This is a genomic window from Bradyrhizobium sp. LTSP849 (assembly GCF_000938255.1).
In the GTDB taxonomy this organism is placed as follows: Bacteria; Pseudomonadota; Alphaproteobacteria; order Rhizobiales; family Xanthobacteraceae; genus Bradyrhizobium.
The window spans coordinates 286476-311964 of sequence record NZ_JYMR01000052.1 but is presented as its reverse complement, the minus strand read 5'-3'; the positions used below and the strand labels follow the sequence as shown (position 1 = coordinate 311964).

The following is a 25489-nucleotide window of genomic DNA, read 5'->3' as shown; positions in this document are numbered from 1 at the left end:
GTGCTAGCAATGCGTCACGGCGGGTTGGACCCCACCCACTTCAGTCCAAAGGCATGATGCCGCCCCTCCGTACCGGTGAAAGCCCGGTATGTCCCCCAGTGAAAATGTAACGCGTACATCAAAGGGACATTCGCAATGTCAAGCCTTCTCACGAACTCGACTGCCATGACCGCGCTCCAGACCCTGCGGTCTGTCAGCTCGCAACTCTCCACCACGCAGAACCGGATCTCGACCGGCCAGCGCGTGGCCACCGCTTCGGACAACGCTGCTTACTGGTCGATCGCGACGTCGATGCGCGCCGACAACGCCGCGCTCTCCGCCGTCTCCGACTCGCTCGGTCTGTCGGCCGCGACCGTCGACACCGAATATACCGCTCTGACCTCGGTTGTTGGCGACAGCAGCGGCGGCTTGACCAAGCTCCAATCGTTGCTGGTCGAAGCCAAGACTGCCGGTATCGACCGCACCAAGATCCAGGCGGACGTCACCCAGATCCAGCAGCAGATGAAGGGTACGGCCGATGCGGCGACCTTCAACGGTGTGAACTGGCTGAGCACAACGGCGACCACGCCGACGACCGTCAACCTCGTGTCGTCGTACTCGCGCGTCGGCGGCACGCCGACCACGGGCTCCATCGGCCTGACCGTTGCCAACTACTCGCTCTATACCAGCAGCACGAACGGCATCCTGGATACGGTGAGCGGCGGTGCGTCGGTCAACACGATCGACATCTCCACGCTGACCGACTCGGCTACTGACCAGACCACGCTCGATGGCTACATCGCGCAGGTCACCGGTGCGATCAACTCGGTGGCCTCGGCGGCCGCCAATCTCGGCGCCGTCAAGAACCGCATCTCGACCAACACGGACTTCGTGAAGACCCTGATGGACTCGGTGGATCGCGGTATCGGCCAGCTCGTCGACGCCGACATGAACCAGGAGTCCACCCGCCTGGCGGCCCTCCAGGTCCAGCAGCAGCTCGGCGTTCAGGCGCTCTCGATCGCCAACAACAGCAGCCAGAGCATCCTGTCGCTGTTCCGCTAAGCTTCAAAGAATCCGGGGAGGGCCGCGCTTCTCGCGAAGCGCGGCCCTTTCATTTTGATGTGACGCTGCGCGCGCCGTAATTTTGGCCGCCCTGTTGCGGCCGGGGCACAGGGCCACAAGCCTCGCACAAGCTTCGCCCGCTAACGTTGCCGCTACGACAGATTGGGCCCCTCACCCGCTTTTCCGCGGCCCAAAGGCATGACGCCGCCCTGTCGTACCGGTGCAAGCCCGGTATGTCCCCAAACTCAATCCAATCTTCAAAGGGACATCAAAATGGGTTCTAGTCTCCTCACCAACTCCTCTGCAATGACCGCGCTGCAGACCCTCCGGAACATCAGCACGCAACTCTCCACCACGCAGAACCGGATCTCGACCGGCCAGCGCGTCTCGACCGCTTCGGACAACGCCGCCTACTGGTCGATCGCGACGTCGATGCGCGCCGACAACGCCGCGCTCTCCGCCGTCTCCGACTCGCTCGGTCTGTCGGCCGCGACCGTCGACACCGAATATACCGCTCTGACCGCGGTTGTTGGTGACAGCACCGGCGGCCTGACCAAGCTCCAGGCGCTGCTGGTCGAAGCCAAGACCGCCGGTATCGACCGGACCAAGATCCAGGCGGACATCACTCAGATCCAGCAGCAGATGAAGGGTACCGCTAATGCGGCGACCTTCAACGGAGTGAACTGGCTGAGCGCAACCGCGACCACGCCGGCGACGTTCAACCTGGTGTCGTCGTACTCTCGTGTTGGCGGCACGCCCACCATCGGTTCCATCGGTCTGACGATCGCCAACTATTCGCTCTATACCAGCAGCCAGAGCGGCATTCTGGATACCGTGAGCGGCGGTGCGTCGGTCGACACGATCGACATCACCTCGCTGACCGACTCGACGGCTGACCAGACCACGCTCGATGGCTACATCGCGCAAGTCACCGCTTCGATCAACTCGGTGGCCTCGGCCGCCGCCGATCTCGGCGCGGTCAAGAACCGTATCTCGACCAACACGGATTTCGTCAAGACCTTGATGGACTCCGTGGACCGCGGTGTCGGCCAGCTCGTCGACGCCGACATGAATGCGGAGTCCACCCGCCTGGCGGCCCTCCAGACCCAGCAGCAGCTCGGTGTTCAGGCGCTCTCGATCGCCAACCAGAACAGCCAGAGCATCCTGTCGCTGTTCCGGTAAGCTTCGGCTTTGAAATTGGCCGTGCTCCCAAGGGAGCACGGCCTCTGCCATGACCGGCGGATTTGGTGGCACAAGACGTGCCCGCAATTGACCTCCCGACGCCAGACTTCATGCAACATGCCGCAGTCGATCTCGCGGCCATGCGCCCGATCGTCCGCTTGTTGCCACTGAACTGATTGCGTCACCCAAAGCTCTTGCAAAATTGCAACGCCTCGAAAGCGAACTGACACGTTTGTGTCCTCACGCAACCTTCAGACAAGGTTCGCAGCGGAGTGTCGTCTACGTTCGCATTGGTACGAGGTCATATGCTCAGTCGCGCGCAGCTACAGCAGCTGCTCAACAATCTGCTGGAACTCGGGCCGCGACGTCTGATGGCCTTGGGGTTGATCGGCTTCGCCGTCCTCGTCACCGTCGTCGGCGGTGCCTATTATCTGAGCCGGCCCGAATTCGAGCCTCTCTATACCGGCCTCGCCCGCGAAGACGTGACGCGCATCGGCGCCGCGTTGCGCGAGCAGAACATCAACTTCGACGTCAATGCGGCCGGCGATACCGTCTCGGTGCGGCCGAGCCAGACCATGCAGGCGCGGATGCTGCTTGCCGAGAAAGGGTTGCCGACCAGCGCCAATTCCGGCTACGAGCTGTTCGACAAGATCGGCTCACTCGGCCTGACCTCGTTCATGCAGGAGGTCACCAAGCTTCGCGCGCTCGAGGGTGAGATCGCCCGGACCGTGCAGTTGATGAAGGGTGTCAAGGCAGCGCGGGTGCATATCGTGATGCCGGTGCGCGGCTCGTTCCGCGCCACGCAGCAGCCGCCGTCGGCGTCGGTCGTGCTGCGCACCGACGGCGCGATCGAGGCGCGCACCGCGCAATCGATTCGCCATCTCGTCGCGGCCGCCATTCCCGGCATGACGCGTGACAAGGTGACCGTGCTCGATGCCGACGGCACGATGCTGCTGGCCGAGGAGGACGAAGCCAGCGCCGCGCCGACCAAGATGGCGAGCCTCCAGAAGACGGTCGGCGGGATGGTGCAGGAAAACATCCGCAAGGCGCTGACGCCCTATCTGGGCCTGGACAATTTCGAGGTCAGCGTCGCGCCGCAGCTCTCGACTGACAAGCGGCAGACCAACGAGACCGTCTACGACCCGGAGACGCGCGCCGAGCGTTCCGTCCGCAACGTCCGCGAAAACGAGAAGTCACAGAACGCGGATCGCTCTACGCCGACCACAGTGCAGCAGAACCTTCCGGACCAGCAGGTCAACGGCGGCGGCACCAAGAACTCCAGCGAGGACAAGCAGCGTCGCGAGGACGTCACCAATTTCGAGGTCTCCTCCAAGACCACGACGACGGTGAGCGACGGCTATGCGGTCAAGAAGCTCTTCATCGCCGTCCTGGTCAACCGCGGGCGGCTCGTCGCCGATCTCGGCGACAAGAGCAACCAGGCCATCGTCGACAGCAAGCTCGCCGAGATCAGCCAGCTTGCGGCGACCGCGGGCGGACTGGACAAGGCGCGCGGCGATCAGATCCAGGTCACTGCGGTCGACTTCATCGAAGGCTCGCGCGAGCTCGCGCCGGTGCCGCCGATCAGCTTCGTCGAGATGATCAACAAGCAACTCGGCAGCGTCATCAACGCGGTGACAATTCTGGCCGTCGCCTCGATGCTGGTCTGGTTCGGGCTGCGGCCTGCGGTCAACGGCATCCTGACCCATCGTGCGGCGCAGGAGCAGACCGAGGCGGCCGAGGCCGCTGAGCTCGAAGCTGCCGCGGCCCTTGCATTGACCGATAGTCAGGACCCCGAGCTCAACCTCGTCGAAGACCTCGAAGGCAAGATGCAGCGAACCCCGCAGAAGCGGCTGGAGCAGATCATTCGCCTCGACCAGATGCAGGCGGCAGCAATTCTTAAAGACTGGATGCGACGCGAGGAGGCGGCATGAACGCGGCAATCGGAAAGCTTCTCACCCAGTTCGACGCGAACGGTCGGGCCAAGTCGCCTCCTCCTCCGCCGCCCAAGAGCCAGGAGCAACTGGCGCGGCCAAAGGACATCCGGCGCGAGCTCCAGCCCCAAGCTCAGGTCCAGGCTCAACCGCAGCCTCAGCGGCAGCCCGAGCCGCAGCTTCAGGCTCCGAAGGCGGAAACTGCGCCGGTCAATCTCCTGGAAGACGCCTATCGTCGCGGCTACACCGCCGGCCTCGCAGAGGGCGATAGCAAGCTCGCCGAAGAGCGCGTCCGCAGCGCAATCCGGCTCGGCGAAGAACGAGCCAAATGGTCCGACCAGCAGGCGGTCGCGATCGTCAACGGCTTTGCCGCGGCGTGCCAGGAGATCGAGAGCAACATCGCAAGCTCCGTTGCGCGGATATTGCTGCCGTTCCTCGCTGATGCGGTCCGCGACAAGGCGATTGGAGCGCTGGTCGAGCAGATCGCGACGTTGACCTCCAATTCGCCCGTGCCGGTGTTCCGCGTGACCGGACCGAGCGATCTCATCAACCTGGTCAAGGCGCAACTCGACGCGACCAGCCGCTCTGCGATCGAATACCAGGCCGCCGACACCGTCGAGGTCCGTGTCCTTGCCGATCAGACCACGATCGAGACGCAGATCTCGACCTGGATCGATCGCCTGAAAGAGGCGCGCCGGTAGTCGGTCATGGAGGAAGTCAAGCACGAGCTCGTCATCATCCGCCGGCGCGGCGCCTTCGAGGACTCGAAGCCGCACGGTGGCGTTTGGAAGATCGCCTATGCGGACTTCATGACCGCGATGATGGCGTTCTTCCTGGTGATGTGGCTGATCAACGCGCTCAACCAGGACCAGAAGCAGGTGGTTGCGAGCTATTTCAACCCGATCCAGCTTGCCGAGAACGCGCCGGCGCCCAAGGGGCTCAAGGATCTGAACAAGAAGGAGCCGACCACGTTCGAGGGTCAGGACGGCAAACGCCAGCCGTCCGGCCCGAACGAGGAGCGTCGCGGCGATTCACCGACGGCCGAGAAGCCGCCCTTCTACGAAGAGAAGGTCCTGTTTCGCGATCCCTATGCGACGCTCACCGAAATCGCGGCCAGCTCGAACCAGGCCTCGGGCCACCGCCGCGTCGGCGCACTGACATCGGCGGAAGAAGATGGCCTCAAGGGCGGCGACGCCTATCGCGATCCGTTCGATCCCGGCTACTGGAAGCTCGCTCCGGAAGCGTCCAAGGAGGCAGATCGGATCACGGAGGGCCAACCGAAGCCGAATGCCTCCGCGCGCGACAACGCGGCCGACACAAACCAGGGCGAGCCGCGCCGCGGCAAGACGGATGATGCCGGCGGCAGCGTGGCTCCCAACGCGGAGGCGTCGTCCGCAAGCCTGTCGCCGCTGCTGCCACCTGGACCGGCACCGTCCTCGGCCGCGCGCGAAGGCAGCGTTCAACCGAACACACAGGCCAACCTTCAGGCCAACGCCGCGTCGCAGACGCAGCAACCGACCGTCAAGCAGCTTCAAGCCGCGATTGCCGAGGCGCTGTCGGACATCAAGGCCGGCGCCGGTCCGGTGGCCGAGGTCCGCCAGGTCGAGGAGGGCCTTCTGGTCAGCCTGACCGACGATGCGAGCTTCGGCATGTTCGCGGTCGGCTCGGCCGAGCCGCGGCCCGAGCTCATTCGCGTCATCGACAAGATCGGGCCGTTGCTGACGAAGCGCCCCGGCACGATCATCGTCCGCGGCCACACCGACAACCGGCCTTACAAGTCGGAAACCTACGACAATTGGCGGCTGTCCACGGCCCGCGCGCAGATGGCCTATTACATGCTGGTCCGCTCGGGTGTCGATGCGCAGCGGATCGAGCATGTCGAAGGCTATGCCGACCGGCGGCCGAAGCTCCCGAACGATCCGGCAGCCGCACAGAATCGCCGGATCGAGATCCTTATCCGGGAGAAGCGCCCTTGATCAGGCCGCTGCTCCGCGCCGGGCTGTTGCTGGTGCTGCCGTTCACGGCGACGCACGCATTTGCCGAACCGGCGACGCCGTCGAGCGAACCGTATGAACTTGTCCGTTCGCTGCAAGCCGTGCAGGACGGCATCGCCAATGGTGACACCGCGGCGCATGGCAGCCACATCGCGCTGATCCGGCAGATCGGCGAGAAGCTTCTCGCCGCCGACGCGAGCGTGTGGAGCAATCCGCAGAACGGCCAGGCGGTCGTCATCTATCTGCTCAGCGGCGGCGCGCCGCAGGTCGTCCGCAAGCTGCCGCGCGACAAGTTGAATGTTGATGCGCGGCTGTTTGACGGCGCGCTCGCCTATGTCGAGGGACGTCAAGAGGAAGCGCGCGAGCTGCTCAAGGACATCAAGCCACGTACGATCCCGTCCGGCATGGGCGGTCAGGTCGCGCTGGTCCAGGGCGCGCTGTTCGCACGTTCCGAGGCATCGCTCGCGATCGAACGCCTCGACGATGCACGCCTGCTGCTGCCGGGCACGCTCGTCGAGGAGGCGGCGCTGCGGCGCGAGATCCTGCTGGTCGGGCAGGCGGAGGATTTCGACAAGTTCGAGTTCTTGACGCTGTCCTATATCCGCCACTACCGCAATTCGATTTATGCCGGCGATTTCTGGCAGCGCTTCTCCACCGGCATGACGCAATCGAGCCTCGCTCTGGACGATCGCCGTTTCGTGCGAGTCGCGGCTCTGCTGGAACAGATCGACCGCGCCAGCCGCCTCAAGCTCTACCTGGTGATCGCGCGCGCCGCGCTGGTGCGCGGGCGGCTCGCTGTGGCCCGGCTCGCGAGCGAGCGGGCGCTGACGCTCAGCGCCGATGCCACGGCGGATCGCGAGCGCGCGCATCTCTTTCGTGGTGCGTCACGGGCGCTCACCGACGAGTATGACGGTGGTTTCGCCGAACTGAAGGCGCTCGACAGGTCGAAGCTGCCGGAGCGCGACGTCCTGCTCCTGAATGCAACCGTCCAGCTCGCGCTCGACGTCCGCAAGCCGATCGCAGGCCTGTCTGCCGGCGCTGCGGCCGACAAGCCTCCGCCCACGCCGGCGCGGATCGATCTCGCGTCATCGACCGCGATGCTTGCGCGGGCCCAGAAACAACTCGGCGAACTGGAGCTTCTCACCAAGGATCGCCACCCATGACCAAGCTTAGCGGAACCTCCGGACAGTCTTTCGCGGGCCTGGCCGAGAGCCTGACGCGCGGGGTATCCCGTTCGACGAAGGGCGCGGGCGCGACAGGCGCGAAATCGGCCGACGATTCCTCGTTCAACGATCTGCTCCACACCGTCTCGAACATGGCGAAGCGGGCGTTGAACGACCAGGGAAGTGAGGCGACCGCGAAGGCCGGGGCGATGCGCCCGCGACTGGCGCAATTGACCGAGCGCGACACACCGAAGGATGAGACGGTGGACGAGCGCACCGAGAAGACCAAGTCGTCGGACAAGCGAGACCCGGTCGATCAGGCTGCGAAGGTGGACGTCCCGAACAGATTGAGCCTTCCGGCGATCGTGGGGCAGGAACTTGCCGCCGCGCCGGCCGTGACGGTGCAGACGCCGCAATTGTCGAGCGACAAGAAGGAGACGTCGGCGCGGGACGAACAGCCCTCCACAGCGAAGCGCGAGGTTCAGAGCATCGGCGGGGCAAAGGCGGCGACGGCAGATGTCGTTCGATCCGCCGCCGTTCCATCGACCGCCGCTCCATCGACCGCCGCGCGTCCAGCTGCCGATGCATCTGGAGCGCGCCCGCAGCCGGCCGGGGGCGCACGGGCAGCGGCGACCCAGCAGGCGATGCCGCAGGGAAGCGAAACTCAATCGGAAGCCATGCCCGCCACATCCGGCTTCGAAGCCGTCACGGCGAATGTCGAACGCGCGGCAAAGTCCGCAGGACGCGACGCCTTGCCCGAGACGACCAAGGTGACGGTGGTTCAGCAGGAGACCCATCTGCCTCCCGTGCCGCAGTTCAGCGCGATCCAGCAGGTCGCAAACGCCGTGGTGTCGGAGCTGAAGAGCTCGCCTGCGGCGGCTTCATCCGCCATGGCCGATCTCGCAGCATCCCAGAGCAACGCGCCCGACCAGCCGGTCAAGATCCTCACCGTCAATCTCGAGCCGGCGGCACTCGGCAATGTCACCGTGCGCCTTCGTCTCGTCGGCACCGAGGTGTCGGTTCATCTTGCGGCCGAACGCAAGGACACCAGCCTGATGCTGGACCAGCAGCGCGACCAGATCCGCGACGTGATGCAGTCCGCGGGCTACGTGGCCGACGTCGCGCCTGTGCAGCACGGCTCGCTCGACCGATTCCAGGCCGGATCCGGCCAGTCGCAGCCGCAGCTCTCGGGCCAGCAACAGCAGTCATCCCAGTCGCAGGGCGGATTCGGCGGTGCGGGCTCGTCGTCCGGTCAATCGGACGGCGGAGCCAGGCAAGCCCGGCAGGAGCAGCAACCCAACCAGGAGGCGCGTCATGACCAGGACGTGGCGCCGCAGATTCGTCGCGGCCCTGTTTATCTGTAACGCCGGCGCCGCCGAGGCGGCGGCGACCGACACTGCCCGTCCCTGCGAGCGCGAGATGGTGCGCGCGTCGCAGCAGCACGGGATTCCGCTCGGCATTCTCTATGCCGTCGGCCTGACCGAGACCGGCCGGCGCGGCGCGCTCTATCCCTACGCACTCGGTGCCGAGGGGCAGACCGTGTTCGCCAAGGACATGGGCGATGCGATGGCGAATTTCGAAGCGATGCGCAACAAGGGCATCAAGCTGATCGATCTCGGCTGCATGCAGATCAACCACTACTACCACGGCGACAAGTTCGCCTCGGTGCAGGCGATGTTCGATCCCGCCAAGAACGTCGACTATGCCGCGCGCTTCCTGAAAGAGCTGAAGCAGCGCGAAGGAAGCTGGACCATGGCGGTGGCCCGCTACAATGCCGGCCCCAACAACCAGCCGGCCCAGAAGCGCTATGTCTGTCACATCGTCGCTCATCTCGTATCGAGCGGTTTCGGCGCGTGGACCGACAAGGCGCGCTCGTTATGTCAGCCTAAAACGACGTGAGGTGACGAGATGAAGTTGTGCATCGTCACTGGCCATCAGCCCCGCGCAAGCAAGATCCCTCATTGTCAATACAATCTTCCTAAGGAGCCCAATCCATGAGCCTGTTTGGTGTTATGCGCACCGGCGTTTCCGGAATGTCTGCACAGTCCAACAAGCTGTCGACGGTCTCGGACAACATCGCCAACGTCAACACGACGGGTTACAAGCGGGCGTCGACCGAGTTCTCCTCGCTGATCCTGAAGAGCGGCTCGGGCAATTACGACTCCGGTGCCGTTGAGACGACGGTCCGTTACGCCATCTCCGATCCCGGCAATCTCAGTTTCACGACCTCGACGACGGACCTCGCGGTCCAGGGTAATGGCTTCTTCGTCGTGCAGGACCCTCAGGGCAACAGCTTCCTGACCCGCGCCGGCGCGTTCGTGCCCGACAGCCAGGGCAACCTCGTCAATGCTGCCGGCTTCAAGCTCATGGGCTACAACATCCAGAACGGTGCCACGCCCACTGTTGCTGCCAATGGCTTCTCCGGTCTTCAGGTCGTCAACGTCAACCAGATGACGCTGCAGGCGTCGCCTTCGACCAAGGCGACCGTGGCGGCCAATCTGGATCCGAGTGCAACCGCGATTGCAGCGCCGGCCGGTCCGGCCAACTACACGTCGAAGACGTCGATGGTGACCTACGACAATATCGGCAATGCCGTGACGCTCGATGTCTACGCCGCAAAGACTGCCGCAAATACCTGGGACATCGAGGTCTACAACGGCGCAACCGCGCTGACGACGAGCGGCCCTGCGACCACGTTCGCCTTCGACGTCACGGCGGCCGGCAAGGGCGCGCTGGCAGCAACCAGCCCGACCTCGCTCTCCGTGAATATTCCCGGTGGCTCAGCCTTCAACATGGACCTCTCGGCCATGACTCAGGTAGCCTCCAGCTTCGACTTCAAGGCGACCGTCGACGGTAACGCGCCGTCCGCCGTCGAGAAGGTCGACATCGACGACAAGGGCGTGGTCACCGCGGTTCTTCAGAACGGATCGCAGCTGCCGAGCTACCAGATCGCACTCGCCACCGTGCCGAGCCCGGATCACCTGACGCCCGAAGTCGGCAACGTCTATTCGACGAACCTGGACTCCGGAAACGTCCAGGTCGGCCTTGCCGGCCAGGGCGGTCTCGGGACCATCCAATCCGGCGCTCTGGAAGATTCCAACGTCGATCTCGCGGACGAGCTGACATCGATGATCGAATCGCAGCGGAGCTTCACCGCGAACTCGAAATCGTTCCAGACCGGTGCCGACCTGCTCGACGTCGTCGTCAACCTGAAGCGCTAAGTCCCCCAGCGCCGATCCCGGGTAAGAGCACGCCATGTCCCTTACGTCAGCCCTCGACTCCGCCCGCTCCTCGCTCATGGCGTCGGGCATCCAGTCGTCGGTCATTTCGCGTAACATCGCCGGTGCCAGTGCGACCGGCTATTCGCGCAAGATCACCGTGCTGGACAACCTTCCCGGTACCGGCGTCTATGTGGCGGCGATCCAGCGCGCCGCCAGCTCGGGCCTGTACAGCAACGTCCTGACCGCGACCTCCGCGGCGGCTACGCAGAGCGCGATCTATGACGGTCTCCAGCAGATCGCAACTGCCACGGTGGACGATCCGGAGCTCGACCAGTCGCCGACGGCGCAGCTTAATGCGCTGAAGCAGGCGCTCCAGCAATATGCCAATGCTCCGGACAACGCCACGCTGGCGCAGGCGGCCGTCACGTCCGCCAAGGACATGGCGACCGCGCTCAACCAGGCGACCCAGACCGTTCAGTCGGTCCGCGAGGGCGCAGACGCCGACATGAAAACGTCGGTTCAGAACATCAACCAGTTGCTCTCCCAGTTCCAGACCGTCAATACGGCGATCGTGAAGGGAACGATCGCCGGCGACGACGTGACTGACTATCTCGACCAGCGCGACAGCATCGTCTCGAGCCTGTCGCAGGAGGTCGGTGTCACGATGTCGATCCGCACCAACGGCGATGCCGCGCTCTACACCGACAGTGGCGTGGTGCTGTTCGACAAGACGGCGCGCTCGGTCAGCTTCGCCCCGACCAACGCCTATTCGCCGAGCACCACGGGCAACGCGGTCTATATCGACGGCGTGCCCGTGACCGGCCCCAATTCGGTGATGCCGATCAAGTCCGGCAAGCTCGCCGGTCTCGCTCAATTGCGCGACAATGACACGGTCACCTATCAGAGCCAACTCGACGAGATCGCGCGCGGCCTGATCAATACCTTCAAGGAAAGCGATCAATCGGGCGCGGCGCTGCCCGATGTTCCCGGTCTCTTCACCTATCCCGGCGCGCCGGCGATGCCCGCGAGCGCCACCGTCTCGGTGGGCCTTGCCGGCACGATCTCGGTTGCCGCATCGGTCGATCCGGCTCAGGGCGGCAACCCAAATCTGCTGCGCGACGGCGCGATCAGCGGCAACGCCGCCTACCAATACAACACCGCTGGCAACGCCGGCTACTCGACCCGGCTTCAGCAGATCATCGGCAACATGGATGTGTCGCAGCCGTTCGATGCGACCACGCAAGGCAAGCCGAACGGCAGCCTGATCGACTTCGCGTCGTCGTCGACGAGCTGGATCGAAAATCAGCGCAAGGCCGCCAACGACAGTTCCACATATCAGAGCACGCTGCTCGACCGTAGTACGGCGGCGTTGTCGAACGTCAGCGGCGTCAACATGGACGACGAAATGTCGTTGATGCTCCAGGTCGAGCGTACCTATTCGGCGTCGTCGAAGATCATCTCGACCGTCGACCAAATGTTGCAGAGCTTGCTGGCAGCCGTGGGGACAACGTCATGATGAGCGCAAACTATATCTCGACGCTGATGCTGTCGTCGTCGTTGAGATCCTCGATCACGAACAACCAGGCTGCGCTGAGCAAGGCGTCGACGGAGGCGACCACCGGCCGCTTCGCCGATGTCGGCCTCGAGCTCGGTGCCACGACGGGTGGCGACGTCAGCCTGCGGGCGGACATGAGCTTCGCCGATCAGCTCGTCGATACCAACGGGCTGGTCTCGGGTCGTCTCGACGTGACTCAAAACCGCATCACCGAGCTAGGCTCGACCGCATCGGACTTCCTCAAGGACCTGATCGCGGCCCGCAGCACCGACGGCGGCGGGCGGATCGTCCTGCCGCCTGCGTCCTCGAACCTCGAGGATCTGATCGGCGCGCTGAACGTCTCCTATAACGGCTCTTTTCTGTTCTCGGGCATCAACACGCAGAACGCGCCGATCACGGATTATGCCGCGGGCTCGGCCAGCAAGAACCAGGTCGATTCCGATTTCCTTTCGACCTTCGGCTTCTCGCAATCCTCGGCCAGCGTGAGCAGCATTACTCCGGCTCAAATGCAGAGCTTCCTCGACACCACCTTTGATGCCGAGTTCGCGAGCCCGGCCTGGAACACCAACTGGTCATCGGCCACCGACCAGACCATGCAAAGTCGTATCTCCACGACCGAGGTCGTTGATACGTCCGTCAGCGCCAACCAGACCGGCTTCCGCAAGCTCGCCGAGGCCTACACCATGATGTCCGATCTCGGGAACATAAACCTGAGCCAGACGACGTTCCAGACCGTCGTGGACAAGGCCATCGGCCTCGTTGGTAGTGCGATCGATGACCTCGCGACGCTCGGCGGCAACGTCGGCGTGGTCCAGCAGCGGGTCACCACCGCCACGGACAAGCTCAACGCCCAGAAGGACATTCTGAACAACCAGATCGTCGACATGGAGAAGGTCGATCCGGCCGAAGCGTCGGTGCGCGTCAACACCCTGCAGACCCAGATCCAGACGGCGCTCGCGTTGACCTCGCAACTCCAGAAGATCAGTCTCATCAATTACCTCTGAGCTGGGCGGCCGTCGCTTTCTCATTCAGTTTTCTTGCAGCTTCCTTGCAGTTCCTGCGCAGAGTGGTCCGGATGACTTTTGAAGCCTACGAAACGGTCGTTGAAGACAGCGGCTACGAGGCGCGGGGGCGCGAGCGGCAGGCGCTCAGCCTCGGCATCGACCGGCTGGAGCGACTCGAGAAGGGGCGTTTCAGCATCGAGGATCTGGTCGAGAGCCTGCTCTACGTCCGGCGGCTGTGGACGATCTTCATCGAGGATCTCGCGCATCCGGAAAACGGACTGCCCGACAAGTTGCGCGCCGACATCATCTCGATCGGGCTGTGGGTCGTCAAGGAAGCGGATCGGCTTCGTGAAGAGAGATCGAACGACGTGGTGCAGCTCATCGAAATCAACCGCCTGATCCGAGATGCGCTCTAATGAAGATATCCTTGCGGGCGGGCGAACGGGTCTACATCAACGGCGCGGTGCTGCGCGTTGACCGCAAGGTCTCCGTCGAGCTCGTCAACGACGTGATGTTCCTGCTCGAAGGACAGGTCATGCAGGCGTCCGACGCCACCACGGCGATGCGGCAGCTCTATTTCATCGTTCAGCTCATGTTGATCAACCCGACGAACCTTGCCGATGCTGCCGCGCTCTACGGGCAGCATTACGCCGCCCTCTGGGCGGTCTGCGAGAGCAACGAGATGCTGGAGGGGCTTGCCGCGGTCGACGAGCTGGTCGGCGCGACCCGCTATTTCGAAGCGCTCAAGCGTATCCGGGCGCTGTTCCCGGTGGAGCAGGCGATCCTGGCCGGCGCCACCACCGATTCCCCATTCGAGGCTGCCTGACAGCGGAGAGGCACATGAACGTCACCAGCGCGACCGATGCAACGAGCAACACTTCGTCGACGACCGGATCCAGCTCGACTACGTCGAGCAACAGCGTCGACTACAACACGTTTCTTCAGCTCCTCATCGCCGAGATGAAGAACCAGGATCCGACAAATCCGATGGATACCTCGCAATATATGAGCCAGTTCGCGCAGCTCTCCACGGTCGAGCAGGCTACGCTGACCAACTCGAAGCTCGATTCGCTGCTGTCCTCGCAGGCGCTGACGCAGGCGGACGGGTTGATCGGGCGTAACGTCAGCTTCACGGATACGACCGGGGCGGCCGTTACCGGCAAGATCGCGTCGGTCTCGATCAACAGCGACGGATCTGTCGCGACCCTCGAGGACGGCACCAAGATCGCGGTCGGCCCCGGCCTCACGCTCAGCTAGGCCATGAACGAGCGGGACGCTCTCGACATCGTCCAGGCGGCGATCTGGACCATCATTGTCGCCTCCGGACCCGCGGTTGGCGCGGCGATGCTGGTCGGCACTCTCATCGCGCTGATCCAGGCCTTGACCCAGGTCCAGGAAGTGACGCTGACCTTCGTTCCGAAGATCATCGTCATTCTCCTGGTCGTTGCTGTCTCCGGCTCCTTCATCGGCGCGCACCTCTCCACCTTCACCGAAATGGTCTATTCGCGGATCGAGCACGGCTTCTGATCCGCGAGCCGCAGGCCACCACCCTCGCGTAAGCTTTAGGCGGCAGATTGCAAGGCGGACCCTGCTGCCGGTGACCCATGGCCAATACGTTAGCTGCTAGCCTGCCGACCCCACGACGACTGGGGGCCGATGCCTTTTTCGCAGGCGGTATCGTGGCCATGCTCACGATCCTGTTCCTGCCGATTCCCCCGATCCTGATCGATCTCGGCCTCGCCTTCTCGATCGCGTTGTCGGCGCTGATCCTGATGGTCGCGCTGTGGATCCAGCGGCCGCTCGATTTCTCGGCCTTCCCGACGGTGCTGCTGATCGCGACGATCCTGCGGCTGGCGCTCAACGTTGCGACGACCCGCCTGATCCTCTCCCGCGGCGGGGAGGGCGAGCAGGCCGCGGGCCATGTCGTCGCCGGCTTCTCGAAGTTCGTCATGGGCGGCGACTTCGTCATCGGCCTGATCATCTTCGCGATCCTGGTCACGGTGAATTTCGTCGTGATTACCAAGGGCGCGACGCGTATCGCCGAAGTCGGAGCCCGCTTCACCCTGGACGCAATCCCGGGCAAGCAGATGGCGATCGACGCGGACCTGTCGGCGGGCTTGATCGACGACAAGGAAGCTCAGCGTCGGCGCCGCGAACTCGAAGAGGAAAGCTCCTTCTTTGGCGCGATGGACGGTGCCTCGAAATTCGTCCGCGGCGATGCCATCGCCGGCCTGATCATCACCGCGATCAATATCTTCGGCGGTATCATCATCGGCGTCACCCATCACGGCCTGACGCTGTCGCGCTCCGCGGACGTCTACACAAAACTCTCCGTCGGCGACGGTCTGGTCACGCAGATGCCGGCACTGATCGTGTCGCTGTCGGCGGGCCTCCTGGTCTCCAAGGGCGGTACCAGGGGGTCGGCGGAGCAGGCCGTGCTGCGACAGCTCGGCGGCTACCCGCGCGCGGTGTCGGCGGCGTCGTTGATGATGTTCGTGCTCGCCCTGATGCCGGGACTTCCGATGGCACCGTTCGTGTTGCTCGGCGGTGCCATGGCTTTCGTCGGCTACTCGCTGCCGAGGCGGCAGGCGGCGCGAGAGCGGAAGGAGGAGGCGCACAAGGCTGACGAGCGGGCGCAGGCCGAAGCCAAGGAATCCGTCAAGGAATCGCTCAAGACCACCGAGATCGAAGTGTCGCTCGGCGGCCATTTGTCGGTCCATCTGCTGGGTTCGCGCAACGAACTGGCGCATCGCGTCAGCAAGATCCGCAAGAAGTTCGCCAAGCAGTATGGCTTCGTCATTCCCGAGATCAAGCTGTCGGACAATCTGTCGATCGACCCCAAGGGGTACCAGATCCGGATTCACGATACGCGCGTCGCCCATGGCGAGCTGCGGCTCGGCGAGGTGATGGTGCTGGTGGACAAGGACGGCAAGCCCGACGTGCCGGGCGACGAGGTTATCGAGCCCGCGTTCGGCATGAAGGCGCTGTGGGTGACGGAAGCCTTCACTGACGAGGTCAAGCGACAGGGCTGCAAGCCCGTCGACAATCTGTCGGTGCTGCTCACGCATCTGAGCGAAGTGACCAGGGCGAACCTCGCCCAGCTGCTGTCCTACAAGGACATGCGTGGCCTGCTCGACCGGCTCGAGCCCGAATACAAGCGCCTGGTCGACGATCTCTGCCCGTCGCAGATCTCCTATTCGGGCCTGCTGGCGATCCTGAAGATCCTGCTGGCCGAGCGCGTGTCGATCCGGAACCTTCACCTGATCCTCGAGGCGATCGCCGAGGTCGCGCCCCATGTGCGGCGCTCCGAACAGGTCGCCGAGCACGTGCGGATGCGTCTGGCCCAGCAGATCTGCGGCGATCTCTCCGACAATGGCGTGCTCAACGTCCTTCGTCTCGGCAATCGGTGGGATCTCGCGTTCCACCAGAGCCTGAAGCGCGATGCCAAGGGCGACGTCGTCGAGTTTGATGCCGACCCGCGGCTGATCGAGCAGTTCGCGACCGACGCCAGCGCCGCGATCCGGAAATTCACCGAGGACGGCACCAGCGTGGTGCTGGCGGTGACCCCGGAAGCCCGTCCCTATGTCCGCATGATCTTGGAACGGGTGTTCCCGACGCTGCCGATCCTGTCGCATGTCGAGGTCGCACGCACCGCCGAGATCCGGGCGCTCGGAGCCATCTCGTGATCAATGGCCTTGCCGACAACGTGCTTGCCACCTTCATCGTGTTCTGTCGCATCGGCGGTTGCCTGATGCTGGTGCCCGGCTATTCAAGCGTCAACATTCCGCCCCAGATCCGCCTGTTCGTCGCGCTCGTCACGACGTTTGCGCTGGCGCCGATCCTGGTTGCGATCCTGAAGCCGCTGGTGGACAACGCACCGCCGCTGACGCTTGCGTCACTGATCGGCACCGAGCTCCTGGTCGGCAGCGTCATCGGGCTCGGCGGCCGCGTGTTTTTTCTCGCGCTCCAGACCATGGCGACCGTGATGGCGAGCGCAATCGGGCTCAGCAACATCCCGGGAACGCCGGTCGGCGATACCGATTCGGCGCCGGCCCTGGTGCCGCTGATCATGGTCGCCGTCACCACGCTGTTCTTCATGACCGACCTGCACTGGCAGGTCCTGCGCGGACTGATGAATTCCTACGACGTCTGGCGCCCCGGCGAGAAGTTGAGCAGCGAGATGGCACTGAACCAGCTCGAGAGCCGCCTGTCGCAAGCGTTCGTGCTGACGCTGCGGATCACCAGCCCCTTCATCGTCTATTCCGTCATCGTCAATTTGGCGGTCGGCCTCATCAACAAGCTGACACCGGCGATTCCGGTCTATTTCATCTCGGTGCCCTTCGTCCTGTTCGGCGGCTTCCTGCTGCTCTACCTCACCAGCGACGAGTTGCTGACGCAGTTCATGCTCGGCCTGTCGTCGTGGCTGGCGGAATGACCGGCCATGACATCGCGCGCGGACAAGCTCGGCCGGATCGTCTCGCTCGTGAAGCTCCAGCTCCGGCTGTCCGAATGGCAGCTCGCGCATTTGCGGCAGCAGGAGCAGACCTTGCAGGATGAGCAGGCATGGCTGGTCGGAGCCCTGAACGAGGGGAAGCCGCCGGTGGGATCATCGAGCGAATCGATCGCGCGGCGCCTGACCAAGACCAGCGTCGGCGCGCGCGCCGTTCAGGAGCGGGCCTCGCGGCAGCTCGACCAGGTCCGCTCGGAGAACCGCCGCGTGAAGCAGCTCGAGGAAGTCGCCAAAGCGGCGCTCGCCGACAAGCGTCGCGACGCGGAGAAGCGCTCGCTCGAAGAGATGACGGGGATACATCCCGCCGTGCGCGACTGGACGCCACGGCCAGCCAGCCGGAATAAGACATGATCGTGACAGCGACGCCCGACCTCGTTCTCGACGTTCTCGAAGCCGGCGATCCGGTGACGCAACGCGTGGCGACTGCAAAGCTCGACGCCCTGAAATCGTCGGACACCGATTTTGCCGCCACGATGGACGCCGAGGTCAACAAGGCCGCGGCAACGGCTGCCGCCGATCAATCGGCGACGACGGTGCCTGAAGCGCAATCGGGGGTGGTGAACGGCGCGCCGGTGCAGGTGATCAAGAAGCCCGCTTCCGGTGAGGTGTATCGCAAGTTCGAGGCGTTCATCCTCCAGACCTTCGTCGAGACGATGTTGCCGAAAGAGTCGGAGGAGGTCTTCGGCAAGGGGACCGCCGGCAGCGTCTGGAAATCGATGCTCGCCGAGCAGCTCGGCAATCAGCTTGCCAAGGGCAACGGGATCGGCATTGCCAAGCAGCTCGCCGCTGCGCATCCGGCGACTCCCGGCGTCACGGGGAAGGCCGGATGATGGATCTGGAAATGGGTGACGAAGGTTGAGGGGTGAATTTCCTATGCAGGCAGAAGAAGGCGCGACAGCTCCGGTGATGGAGCGACAGGTCTTGGAGCAGCAGGTCTTGGACGCCGGGGCGATGACGGGTGCCGCGTCGGGCGATGCGCTATTGCCCGTGCTCCTGCCTATTGTCGGCAGCGACATGGCGTCCGACGGCATCGATGCGGCAAGGTCGGAAGGGGAAAGGTCGCATGAAGTGCGCGGCCTGTTAACGGCGATTCGCCGGCTCGAGAGTATTATCGAGGAGGAGACCGCTGCGCTCGCGACCGGCAAGAAGATCGATTTCGACGACTTCAGCGGGCGGAAGAGCCGCAGCATGCTGGAATTCGTCCGGCTGATGCGGGCGCGGATGCATCTTGGCGGTGAGACCGAGATCACCGAGGAAATCCAGCGGTTGCGCGAGAAGCTGGAGCGAAACCGGTCGATCCTCGAAATGCACTACGACGCCGTGCGTGAGGTCGCGACCATCATCGTCAGGGCGATCAAGGAGGCCGAGTCGGACGGTACCTATACCGGCCGCGCGGCGAAGGACGGAAAATGATCAGACTGGTGCTTGCCGGGCTCTGGGTATGCATCCTCACCGCAGGCACGAGCTATGCCGTGGCCTATTGGAAGGAGAACGGCAGCTTGCTGCCGGCGAAGGACGAATATCTCGACGGGCTGCAATACCAGAAGACGCGGGCGCTGAGCGTGCCCATGGTCGAGAGCGGCAGCGTGCAGGGCTACATCGTCGCGCGATTCGTCTACACCGTGGAGGCGCGGACCATGCACCAGCTCAGCGTTCCGCCGGAGCCGTTCGTCGTGGACGAAGCCTTCCGCAGGATCTATGCGGATGAGCGTCTCGATTTCAGGAAGCTCGCCCGTTACGACCTCTCCATCCTCACCGCGGCCATCAAGCAGCGCGTCAATGAGCGGATGCAGGCCGACGTTGTCCAGGACGTCCTGGTCGAGGACTTCAACTACGTCTCGAAGGACGAATTCCAGCAGAAGCCGTAGCCCGTCGTGCTGCGAAGCCGCGCCGGTGTCGTGACGTTGCTGCCGTTGAAAACAAACCGGCCTCTGCGGGTTATCTCCGCAGAGGCCGGTGGTCGTTTCATATCGTCGCTTTAGTGCGTCAGTTCCCTGCCGGGTATGCCGCCGGGGCGACATGTGTCCGGTTCAGGAGGATGCCGACCTCGTCGAGATCCTGCATCGGCTCGTCGATGGTCTCGCCGGCCGGGATGTTGAGCCGGTATCCGACGTAGCGCCGCGCGACGATCGCGTCGAAGCCGAGGCGGTCACGCAGTTTCTTGCGCAGCTTGCTGACGTGGCTCTCGATCACGCTCTCGTCGAACGTCGCCTCGAAGATACCGTAGACCGCGTTGAAGATCTGCGTCTTGGTGATCCACTTGCCGTGGTTGCCGACCATATATTCGAGAATGCGCAGTTCGCGGCGGGGCAGGGTGAGGGCGTGGCCGCCGATCTCGGGGTCGCGCCCGTTGAAGAAGACCTGGATCCTGGTCTCGCAGGGCCTCGGCAGGTCGCCGACCCTGCGGCGTGCGATCGCCGCGGTCCGCGCGAGGATCTCGCGAAGATGGATCGGCACGTGAACCACATCGTCCACGCCCGATTCGAAGAGCTCAAGCGTGTTCTTGAGCATCTTCTGGCCGCTCATGGCGATGATGGGAGCCGCGGACCGCTTGCGCATCGCCCGTGGCAGGCTTCCGCGGGCATCGCAGTCCCCCAGAAGGAAGGCATCGACGGCTGCCAGATCCGATTCATTGGCGGATTGCAGCCAGTCCCAGAATTCTCCGGAGGAGAAGCCGATCGACGATACACCCTCACGAACGAGCCCTCCAACGTAGCTGTTCGTGACGCTCTCGCGATCATCAACGATAATATACATCAGTCTTTCGCCCCTGTTTCGCACTTGCTGCGGCCGGGTCGTTGTTGTGATGCCCCGGCTCGGCAGCCATGCTGTTTGACGACACTCCTTCCCGCGAATCGTTGTTATGGTCTCGATTTTCGCGGGCAGCCCTACGCATTCAGTGCCTGCGCGTGCAGGCCTGCTACTTCGACTCGATACTGAACGCTTACTGTGTGAGGTCCGGCGGGTGTCTTACGGATCACCTCGCGGAGCGCATTGAGAAAGCGACTAGAACAGTTGCGCCAAGTTGCTCATCGCGCCCGAACGCTACTGAACTGTCTCGATCTCCTCGCCAACTGGCGAGAATCACTTGAGTAAGACCGTAACAATTGCCGATTTCCGATCAAGCGCGCGAAACAAAGCGGTTGCTACGCGTGCTTGATGCTGTTGGTTTGTTTCCAGTTGTTTCTTGATATATCCAAACGCATCAGTTGATTTGATTTTCGAACTAGTTTTGCACCGTGGCGATTATAAAGTTCCGTACACCCGTACAATTACAGCTATTTTGGGTAGTGCCGCGCGTCCCTCGCACTGAGGGGTTTTCAACCCCGGATTGACTCTCCTGATCGCGCAACGGCGTGCGACAATTCGACTCATGTATGGCGAAGCGACTCCAGCTTGGCGAAATCTTGGCGAGTGTGTGTCTTTCGAGTCGCACTCTCGCCTCGTGCATGGCGCGTTGGACTCATTCGACATCGTATCGCGCGTGACGAATAGTTTTTGACGCGCACGGTTCAGGCAAGCTTCGACAACTAGCTTCGTTCGACAGATCGAAACGAACGGAGCATTTTCACATGTTGTCCGATGGAAAAACGCGTCCCAACGAGACCGCGGATATCTCTACAGCGGCGAAACCGGCGTCGGTGGCGCGCGATGCAAAGGACAATGCGGCGCGAACGGCAAAGCCCGTGACAGGCACCAAGCCTGCGTCGGCGGCAACAAGCGACGAAGTTGCGGCAAAAGCAGCGCTCGAGGGGTTGAAGCGTATTCGCGCCAAGGCACGCCTCGACAAGATGGCGATACCCAAGTCTGCGCAAGTCGTGATCAGGCCGGCCGTGATCGTGGCGAAGCCGCCGTCGCCCCGTCCGACATGGGTCGCGCCGCTCGCGACATTGGCGGTTGCCGCTATCCTGGTGGTCTGCGCCTGCACCGGTGTGATCGCCTATCTCACCACGCAACCGAGCCAGACCAACGTCGCGGCCAATGCCGAGATCAGAAATCTGCGCGACACGGTCGCGCAACTGCGCAAGCAATTGTCCGGCGTGTCCGAAAATCTCGATGGCCTGCGCACCGCGGTCGATTTCTCGAGCAAGGCGACCAGCGATCGCTTCGGCCGGTTCGCGGAAAATCTGGATCGCATCGAGCGGGTGAGCTCGTCCTCAACGGTGAAGCTCGACAAACTCGCCCAGGCGCAGGCTCAGGCGCCGACAACCGTCGCCTCGCAGCCGCAATCGCCAGCGATGCCAATGATGGCCTCGGTCGCGGCGCCCGAGACCACGGGCTCGGTGGCTCCGGCCGAACGCACTTCGGCACCGCGCAAGGCGGTCAAAGGCTGGTCAGTCCGCCAGGCTTATGAGGGCATTGCGATCCTGCAAGGCCCGAACGGCGTCGTCGAGGCCGTGCTGGGGCAGCAGGTGCCGAGCCTCGGCCGCGTCGAGGAGATCAGAAACGAGAATGGGCGTCTCGTGGTGGATACCAGCGGCGGCGCCGTCTATTCGCCGCGCAAGGGGACGCCGTGATTGGCGGACCCTTCTATTGGCGGTGATGCTCGAAGCTGGTGCATAGCAGGTCGATCTCCGCCTCCGCGATCGGCGCGCGAAACAGGCGGCAGGTGAACTCGACGGTCGTCTTGTTCTCGGCGGCGGTGCGATCCTCCCGGAGGAAGATACATCGCTTGCAGACGTCGGTATGGTGCCGCTGTTCGGCGGCATCCGCCTGGTCGAGCACGTGCCGCAGTGTGTCGCGAAAGCGGATCTTGCCGTCATCATCGAGCACGGCGATGGCGTCGACGAGACCGTTGACGGGATCGCGCGCCAAAAACTTCTTGCCCTGCTGCGTCACGCTCAGCAACACCGAGCGTTTGTCCTTGGCGGAGCGCTTCCGCTCCAGATAACCCAGCCGCTCGAGCTCGCCGATGATGAACGAGGCAGTGCCGCGCGTGGTGCCGACGTAGCTCGCTAGCGCCGAAGGCGTCCTGGAAAACCGGTTGGCACGGGAGAGGAAGCGCAGCGCCATCCACTCGCGATCGCGCATGCCATGCTTGGTGCCTTCGAACCACAGGATCCGCGCTACCTGTCCCAACAATTCAATCGCTTCGCGAGCCAAATTCATTTCAATGCCAGATCGGATAAAGCTTTATTCAATTGAGTCCTTGGTAGCGCAATCTATGCCGGTCAGAATGAAGCACGCGAGCGTTGCTTCGCTCGAAGCGGAAACACGTACAGCGCTTGGAAGAGCTTCTCCGTTCTGGAGATGGAACATTCGGGAGTGGAACTAGAGCGTCACACAGAAAGTTCGAGTAAATTGCACGGCTCAACTCCTCTGAAAATTTCAGTCAAATGGCGGAGACTCGCGGGTAAATCTCAGGCTGTGTGCGATGTCTGGGCAACATGATGTGTCGTTGCGGCCACGATCAAGCTCGATTGTTGCGGCGAAGCGTTTCGAATTGCGCGAAGGCGCGCACGGCCTGCAACGGGTGATGGCGCAACGGGTGGTGGGAGAACCGCCTTTTTCGGTTAATGGATGTTGCGACGCAGCGCGGCGAGGCGGTTAAATCGGGCACATTTTCAGATCGGGGAATGCCAGAGTGTCGTCAGAACAAACCAAGCCTTCCCAGGCCAAGCCCTTCAACGTTAAGCGCGCAGCATTGGCCGCCACCGTCGGCAACATGCTCGAGTTCTACGACTTCATCACCTACAGCTTCTTCGCCATCCAGATCGGCCACACCTTCTTTCCGACCGGAAGCGAATACGGCAGCCTGATGCTGTCGCTGGCGACCTTCGGCGCTGGCTTCATCACGCGGCCGATCGGGGGGATCGTGCTCGGCATCTATTCCGACCGGATCGGTCGGCGGCCCGCCATGCTGCTGAGCTTTGCGCTGATGGGGCTATCGATCCTAATCATCTCGCTCACGCCGTCGTACAATTCGATCGGCGTTGCGGCGCCGATCATCGTGATCGCGGCGCGCATGGCGCAAGGCTTTGCTTTGGGCGGCGAGGTCGGGCCGACCACCGCCTATCTGATCGAGATCGCCCCGATCGAGCATCGGGCGCTGGTGGTGGCGTGGCAGCCGGCGAGCCAGGAGATCGCCGCGACCGCCGGTGCCCTGGTCGGCGTCATCCTGAGCAAGACCATGACGCCGGAGATGCTGGATTCCTATGGCTGGCGGGTGGCATTTCTGATCGGTGCCGTTTGCCTGCCGTTCGGATTGTGGATGCGCCGGACGCTGCCGGAAACGATCCCGCAGGCTGAATCCGGTCGCGCGGCCGTCGATCGCACGAGTCATCTTTCGCAGGCCCGTCGTCACACTGGCCTCATCGCGCTGGCGCTGATGATTTTGGCCAGTGGCACGATCTCGACCTACGTCACGCAATACATGACGACCTATGCGCAGAACACGCTGCATGTGTCCTCGACGCTGGCCTTCGGCGTGTCGCTCGTCAGCAACGCCATTCAATTTGCGGGTGCGCTGTTTGGTGGCTGGCTCGCCGATCGCCTGGGCCGCAAGCCGGTCATGATCTGGCCGCAGCTCGCAACGCTGCTGCTGACTTATCCGGCCTTCCTGTGGATCGTGCATGCGCCTGGGGCGTTGTCGCTGCTGGTCGGCTTTGGCGTCCTCTCCGCCATCGGCTCGCTGCCCTTCACCGCGTTCTACGCCACCTTCACCGAGGCGCTGCCCCAGAACATCCGCGGCGGCGTGTTCGCCACTGTCTATGCGGTTGCGATCGCAAGCTTCGGCGGCACGGCCCAACTCGTGGTCACCTGGCTGCTCCATGTCACCGGCGATCCGCTGGCGCCGGCCTGGTACCTGCTGCTTGCGGCAATCGTCGGACTTGTCGCGATGAGCCTGATGCCCGAGACCGCGCCGGTGAAGAACCGCAAAACCTGACCGCGGGCGGCGCTCGCAGGCTGGTGATTTGCGTTTGGCCGGCAACTATTGGCGAATGCGTCGCCTGAAGGATCAGGCCAGGCATCAGAAAGGATCAACCGATGAGTATCGAAACGACCATGACGTCCGACGTCGTCGGGCTGATCAAGCCACCCCCGGTGTCGCGTCGCGGCTTCATGAGCGCCACTGCGGCCGTGGCCGCCGGCTACACGCTAGCGGCCGGGCCGGTCCGCGCCGAGGTCATCACCACCGACACCAATGACCTCCAGGCCGGCGACGCCCAGATCAAGGTCGGCTCCGAGGACGAGATGCCTGCCTATTTTGCCCGCCCGGCCGGCAACACCAAGGCGCCGGTGATCATCGTGGCGATGGAGATCTTCGGCCTGCACGAATACATCAAGGACGTGACGCGGCGCCTCGCCAAGCTCGGCGCATTCGCGGTCGCGCCTGACTATTACTTCCGCAAGGGCGTCGACCTGACCAAGATCACCGAGATCAAGGACCTGCTGTCGGTCGTCAATGCCAAGCCGGACGCCGAGCTGCTGTCCGATCTCGACGCGACGGTGGCATGGGCGGGATCGCAGGGCGGTGACACCACGAAGCTGGGCATCATCGGCTTCTGCCGCGGTGGCCGCACCGTCTGGGAATATGCCGCCCACAGCGGCACGCTCAAGGCCGGTGTCGCCTTCTATGGCCCGCCGGTCGATCCAGCCAATCCGCTGTGGCCGAAGAGCCCGCTCCAGCTCGCGCCCGAGATGAAGGCACCGGTGCTCGGCCTCTATGGCGGCGCTGACACCGGCATTCCCGTCGCCCAGGTCGAGCAGCTCAAGGCGGCGCTCGAGCAGAACAAGAAGACGGCCGAATTCAAGATCTATCCGGAGGCGCCGCACGGCTTCCATGCCGACTACCGCGGCAGCTATCGCAAGGACGCGGCGGAAGATGCCTGGAAGCAGGCGCAGGCCTGGTTCAAGAAATATGGCGTGCTGAGCTGACGCTGGCTTT

At 63.6% G+C, this 25489-nt stretch carries 26 protein-coding genes; 24 read left to right on the top strand and 2 right to left on the bottom strand.

The window, feature by feature from the left end; genetic code table 11:
* The first annotated feature begins 135 nt into the window (after window positions 1-135).
* The 21 genes from UB31_RS32220 (at window position 136) to UB31_RS32120 (ending at window position 19469) form a co-directional block, all read left to right on the top strand.
* Window positions 136-1041, top strand: coding sequence for a flagellin N-terminal helical domain-containing protein (locus UB31_RS32220; protein WP_045007712.1), 906 nt, complete (start codon window positions 136-138; stop codon window positions 1039-1041).
* A 273-nt stretch (window positions 1042-1314) separates the two neighbouring features.
* Window positions 1315-2223, top strand: coding sequence for a flagellin N-terminal helical domain-containing protein (locus tag UB31_RS32215; RefSeq protein WP_045007711.1), 909 nt, complete (start codon window positions 1315-1317; stop codon window positions 2221-2223).
* Between the two features lie 305 nt (window positions 2224-2528).
* On the top strand, window positions 2529-4154 hold the full coding sequence (gene fliF / locus UB31_RS32210; protein ID WP_045013735.1) for a flagellar basal-body MS-ring/collar protein FliF: 1626 nt from the start codon (window positions 2529-2531) through the stop codon (window positions 4152-4154).
* Window positions 4151-4855 carry a FliH/SctL family protein gene (locus tag UB31_RS32205; protein WP_045007709.1) on the top strand — a complete coding sequence of 235 codons (705 nt, stop codon included), beginning with the start codon at window positions 4151-4153 and terminating at the stop codon, window positions 4853-4855. The genes fliF and UB31_RS32205 overlap by 4 nt, the downstream gene beginning before the upstream one ends.
* A gap of 6 nt (window positions 4856-4861) precedes the next feature.
* A complete protein-coding gene (locus UB31_RS32200) occupies window positions 4862-6130 on the top strand; it encodes a MotB family protein (protein WP_045013734.1) in 1269 nt (422 codons plus the stop codon).
* Complete coding sequence (locus tag UB31_RS32195) at window positions 6127-7311, top strand: chemotaxis protein (RefSeq protein ID WP_045013733.1); 1185 nt, start codon at window positions 6127-6129, stop codon at window positions 7309-7311. Before UB31_RS32200 ends, UB31_RS32195 begins: the two co-directional genes overlap by 4 nt.
* Window positions 7308-8675, top strand: a complete 1368-nt coding sequence (gene fliK / locus UB31_RS32190) for a flagellar hook-length control protein FliK (RefSeq protein ID WP_045013732.1) — start codon at window positions 7308-7310, stop codon at window positions 8673-8675. Before UB31_RS32195 ends, fliK begins: the two co-directional genes overlap by 4 nt.
* A complete protein-coding gene (locus UB31_RS32185; protein ID WP_045013731.1) occupies window positions 8626-9210 on the top strand; it encodes a transglycosylase SLT domain-containing protein in 585 nt (194 codons plus the stop codon). Before fliK ends, UB31_RS32185 begins: the two co-directional genes overlap by 50 nt.
* Before the next feature lie 95 nt (window positions 9211-9305).
* On the top strand, window positions 9306-10532 hold the full coding sequence (locus UB31_RS32180) for a flagellar hook protein FlgE (RefSeq protein ID WP_045013730.1): 1227 nt from the start codon (window positions 9306-9308) through the stop codon (window positions 10530-10532).
* A 34-nt stretch (window positions 10533-10566) separates the two neighbouring features.
* A complete protein-coding gene (gene flgK / locus UB31_RS32175; protein ID WP_045013729.1) occupies window positions 10567-12048 on the top strand; it encodes a flagellar hook-associated protein FlgK in 1482 nt (493 codons plus the stop codon).
* Window positions 12045-13091 (top strand): flagellar hook-associated family protein, encoded by a 1047-nt coding sequence (locus UB31_RS32170; RefSeq protein WP_045007702.1) that lies wholly within the window; start codon window positions 12045-12047, stop codon window positions 13089-13091. Before flgK ends, UB31_RS32170 begins: the two co-directional genes overlap by 4 nt.
* Window positions 13092-13162: 71 nt before the next feature.
* The gene (gene flaF, locus UB31_RS32165; protein WP_045007701.1) at window positions 13163-13507 is read left to right on the top strand and encodes a flagellar biosynthesis regulator FlaF; all 345 of its coding nucleotides are present in this window, start codon (window positions 13163-13165) and stop codon (window positions 13505-13507) included.
* The gene (gene flbT, locus UB31_RS32160) at window positions 13507-13917 is read left to right on the top strand and encodes a flagellar biosynthesis repressor FlbT (RefSeq protein ID WP_045013728.1); all 411 of its coding nucleotides are present in this window, start codon (window positions 13507-13509) and stop codon (window positions 13915-13917) included. Before flaF ends, flbT begins: the two co-directional genes overlap by 1 nt.
* Before the next feature lie 14 nt (window positions 13918-13931).
* Window positions 13932-14348 (top strand): flagellar hook assembly protein FlgD, encoded by a 417-nt coding sequence (flgD, locus tag UB31_RS32155; protein WP_045013727.1) that lies wholly within the window; start codon window positions 13932-13934, stop codon window positions 14346-14348.
* A 3-nt stretch (window positions 14349-14351) separates the two neighbouring features.
* Entirely contained in the window at window positions 14352-14618 is a 267-nt protein-coding gene (gene fliQ, locus UB31_RS32150) for a flagellar biosynthesis protein FliQ (RefSeq protein ID WP_045013726.1), read from the top strand.
* A 77-nt stretch (window positions 14619-14695) separates the two neighbouring features.
* Entirely contained in the window at window positions 14696-16777 is a 2082-nt protein-coding gene (gene flhA / locus UB31_RS32145; RefSeq protein ID WP_045013725.1) for a flagellar biosynthesis protein FlhA, read from the top strand.
* Window positions 16774-17526, top strand: a complete 753-nt coding sequence (gene fliR / locus UB31_RS32140) for a flagellar biosynthesis protein FliR (protein WP_045013724.1) — start codon at window positions 16774-16776, stop codon at window positions 17524-17526. Before flhA ends, fliR begins: the two co-directional genes overlap by 4 nt.
* A 6-nt stretch (window positions 17527-17532) precedes the next feature.
* Entirely contained in the window at window positions 17533-17952 is a 420-nt protein-coding gene (locus tag UB31_RS32135) for a hypothetical protein (RefSeq protein ID WP_045007695.1), read from the top strand.
* Window positions 17949-18431, top strand: coding sequence for a rod-binding protein (locus UB31_RS32130; RefSeq protein ID WP_045007694.1), 483 nt, complete (start codon window positions 17949-17951; stop codon window positions 18429-18431). Before UB31_RS32135 ends, UB31_RS32130 begins: the two co-directional genes overlap by 4 nt.
* Window positions 18432-18474: 43 nt before the next feature.
* Window positions 18475-19014, top strand: coding sequence for a hypothetical protein (locus UB31_RS32125; protein ID WP_045007693.1), 540 nt, complete (start codon window positions 18475-18477; stop codon window positions 19012-19014).
* A complete protein-coding gene (locus tag UB31_RS32120; protein ID WP_045007692.1) occupies window positions 19011-19469 on the top strand; it encodes a hypothetical protein in 459 nt (152 codons plus the stop codon). The genes UB31_RS32125 and UB31_RS32120 overlap by 4 nt, the downstream gene beginning before the upstream one ends.
* Window positions 19470-19587: 118 nt before the next feature.
* On the opposite strand, the gene UB31_RS32115 is transcribed toward UB31_RS32120, so the two are convergent.
* Entirely contained in the window at window positions 19588-20358 is a 771-nt protein-coding gene (locus UB31_RS32115) for a response regulator transcription factor (RefSeq protein ID WP_045013723.1), read from the bottom strand.
* Between the two features lie 815 nt (window positions 20359-21173).
* Between UB31_RS32115 and UB31_RS32110 the strand changes: the two genes are divergently transcribed.
* Window positions 21174-22118 (top strand): hypothetical protein, encoded by a 945-nt coding sequence (locus tag UB31_RS32110; RefSeq protein ID WP_045013722.1) that lies wholly within the window; start codon window positions 21174-21176, stop codon window positions 22116-22118.
* Between the two features lie 13 nt (window positions 22119-22131).
* Here the strand turns inward: UB31_RS32110 and UB31_RS32105 are convergent, their stop codons facing one another.
* Window positions 22132-22710, bottom strand: coding sequence for a MarR family winged helix-turn-helix transcriptional regulator (locus UB31_RS32105; protein WP_045007689.1), 579 nt, complete (start codon window positions 22708-22710; stop codon window positions 22132-22134).
* 475 nt (window positions 22711-23185) lie between these two features.
* Between UB31_RS32105 and UB31_RS32100 the strand changes: the two genes are divergently transcribed.
* Both UB31_RS32100 and UB31_RS32095 read left to right on the top strand, forming a co-directional pair.
* Window positions 23186-24487, top strand: a complete 1302-nt coding sequence (locus tag UB31_RS32100) for an MFS transporter (protein ID WP_045013721.1) — start codon at window positions 23186-23188, stop codon at window positions 24485-24487.
* 101 nt (window positions 24488-24588) lie between these two features.
* Entirely contained in the window at window positions 24589-25479 is an 891-nt protein-coding gene (locus tag UB31_RS32095) for a dienelactone hydrolase family protein (protein ID WP_045013720.1), read from the top strand.
* Window positions 25480-25489 lie beyond the last annotated feature (10 nt).

Bases quoted from the DNA above. Each gene is read 5' to 3' on its own strand.
- fliK (WP_045013732.1), top strand. From the start codon at position 7,308: ATGACCAAGCTTAGCGGAACCTCCGGACAGTCTTTCGCGGGCCTGGCC.
- UB31_RS32200 (WP_045013734.1), top strand. From the start codon at position 4,862: ATGGAGGAAGTCAAGCACGAGCTCGTCATCATCCGCCGGCGCGGCGCC.
- flbT (WP_045013728.1), top strand. From the start codon at position 13,507: ATGAAGATATCCTTGCGGGCGGGCGAACGGGTCTACATCAACGGCGCG.
- UB31_RS32180 (WP_045013730.1), top strand. From the start codon at position 9,306: ATGAGCCTGTTTGGTGTTATGCGCACCGGCGTTTCCGGAATGTCTGCA.
- fliQ (WP_045013726.1), top strand. From the start codon at position 14,352: ATGAACGAGCGGGACGCTCTCGACATCGTCCAGGCGGCGATCTGGACC.
- UB31_RS32125 (WP_045007693.1), top strand. From the start codon at position 18,475: ATGCAGGCAGAAGAAGGCGCGACAGCTCCGGTGATGGAGCGACAGGTC.
- UB31_RS32215 (WP_045007711.1), top strand. From the start codon at position 1,315: ATGGGTTCTAGTCTCCTCACCAACTCCTCTGCAATGACCGCGCTGCAG.
- flgK (WP_045013729.1), top strand. From the start codon at position 10,567: ATGTCCCTTACGTCAGCCCTCGACTCCGCCCGCTCCTCGCTCATGGCG.
- flhA (WP_045013725.1), top strand. From the start codon at position 14,696: ATGGCCAATACGTTAGCTGCTAGCCTGCCGACCCCACGACGACTGGGG.
- UB31_RS32205 (WP_045007709.1), top strand. From the start codon at position 4,151: ATGAACGCGGCAATCGGAAAGCTTCTCACCCAGTTCGACGCGAACGGT.
- flaF (WP_045007701.1), top strand. From the start codon at position 13,163: ATGACTTTTGAAGCCTACGAAACGGTCGTTGAAGACAGCGGCTACGAG.
- UB31_RS32130 (WP_045007694.1), top strand. From the start codon at position 17,949: ATGATCGTGACAGCGACGCCCGACCTCGTTCTCGACGTTCTCGAAGCC.
- fliF (WP_045013735.1), top strand. From the start codon at position 2,529: ATGCTCAGTCGCGCGCAGCTACAGCAGCTGCTCAACAATCTGCTGGAA.
- UB31_RS32120 (WP_045007692.1), top strand. From the start codon at position 19,011: ATGATCAGACTGGTGCTTGCCGGGCTCTGGGTATGCATCCTCACCGCA.
- UB31_RS32185 (WP_045013731.1), top strand. From the start codon at position 8,626: ATGACCAGGACGTGGCGCCGCAGATTCGTCGCGGCCCTGTTTATCTGT.
- UB31_RS32115 (WP_045013723.1), bottom strand. From the start codon at position 20,358: ATGTATATTATCGTTGATGATCGCGAGAGCGTCACGAACAGCTACGTT.
- UB31_RS32220 (WP_045007712.1), top strand. From the start codon at position 136: ATGTCAAGCCTTCTCACGAACTCGACTGCCATGACCGCGCTCCAGACC.
- UB31_RS32135 (WP_045007695.1), top strand. From the start codon at position 17,533: ATGACATCGCGCGCGGACAAGCTCGGCCGGATCGTCTCGCTCGTGAAG.
- UB31_RS32095 (WP_045013720.1), top strand. From the start codon at position 24,589: ATGAGTATCGAAACGACCATGACGTCCGACGTCGTCGGGCTGATCAAG.
- UB31_RS32170 (WP_045007702.1), top strand. From the start codon at position 12,045: ATGATGAGCGCAAACTATATCTCGACGCTGATGCTGTCGTCGTCGTTG.
- UB31_RS32110 (WP_045013722.1), top strand. From the start codon at position 21,174: ATGTTGTCCGATGGAAAAACGCGTCCCAACGAGACCGCGGATATCTCT.
- flgD (WP_045013727.1), top strand. From the start codon at position 13,932: ATGAACGTCACCAGCGCGACCGATGCAACGAGCAACACTTCGTCGACG.
- UB31_RS32105 (WP_045007689.1), bottom strand. From the start codon at position 22,710: ATGAATTTGGCTCGCGAAGCGATTGAATTGTTGGGACAGGTAGCGCGG.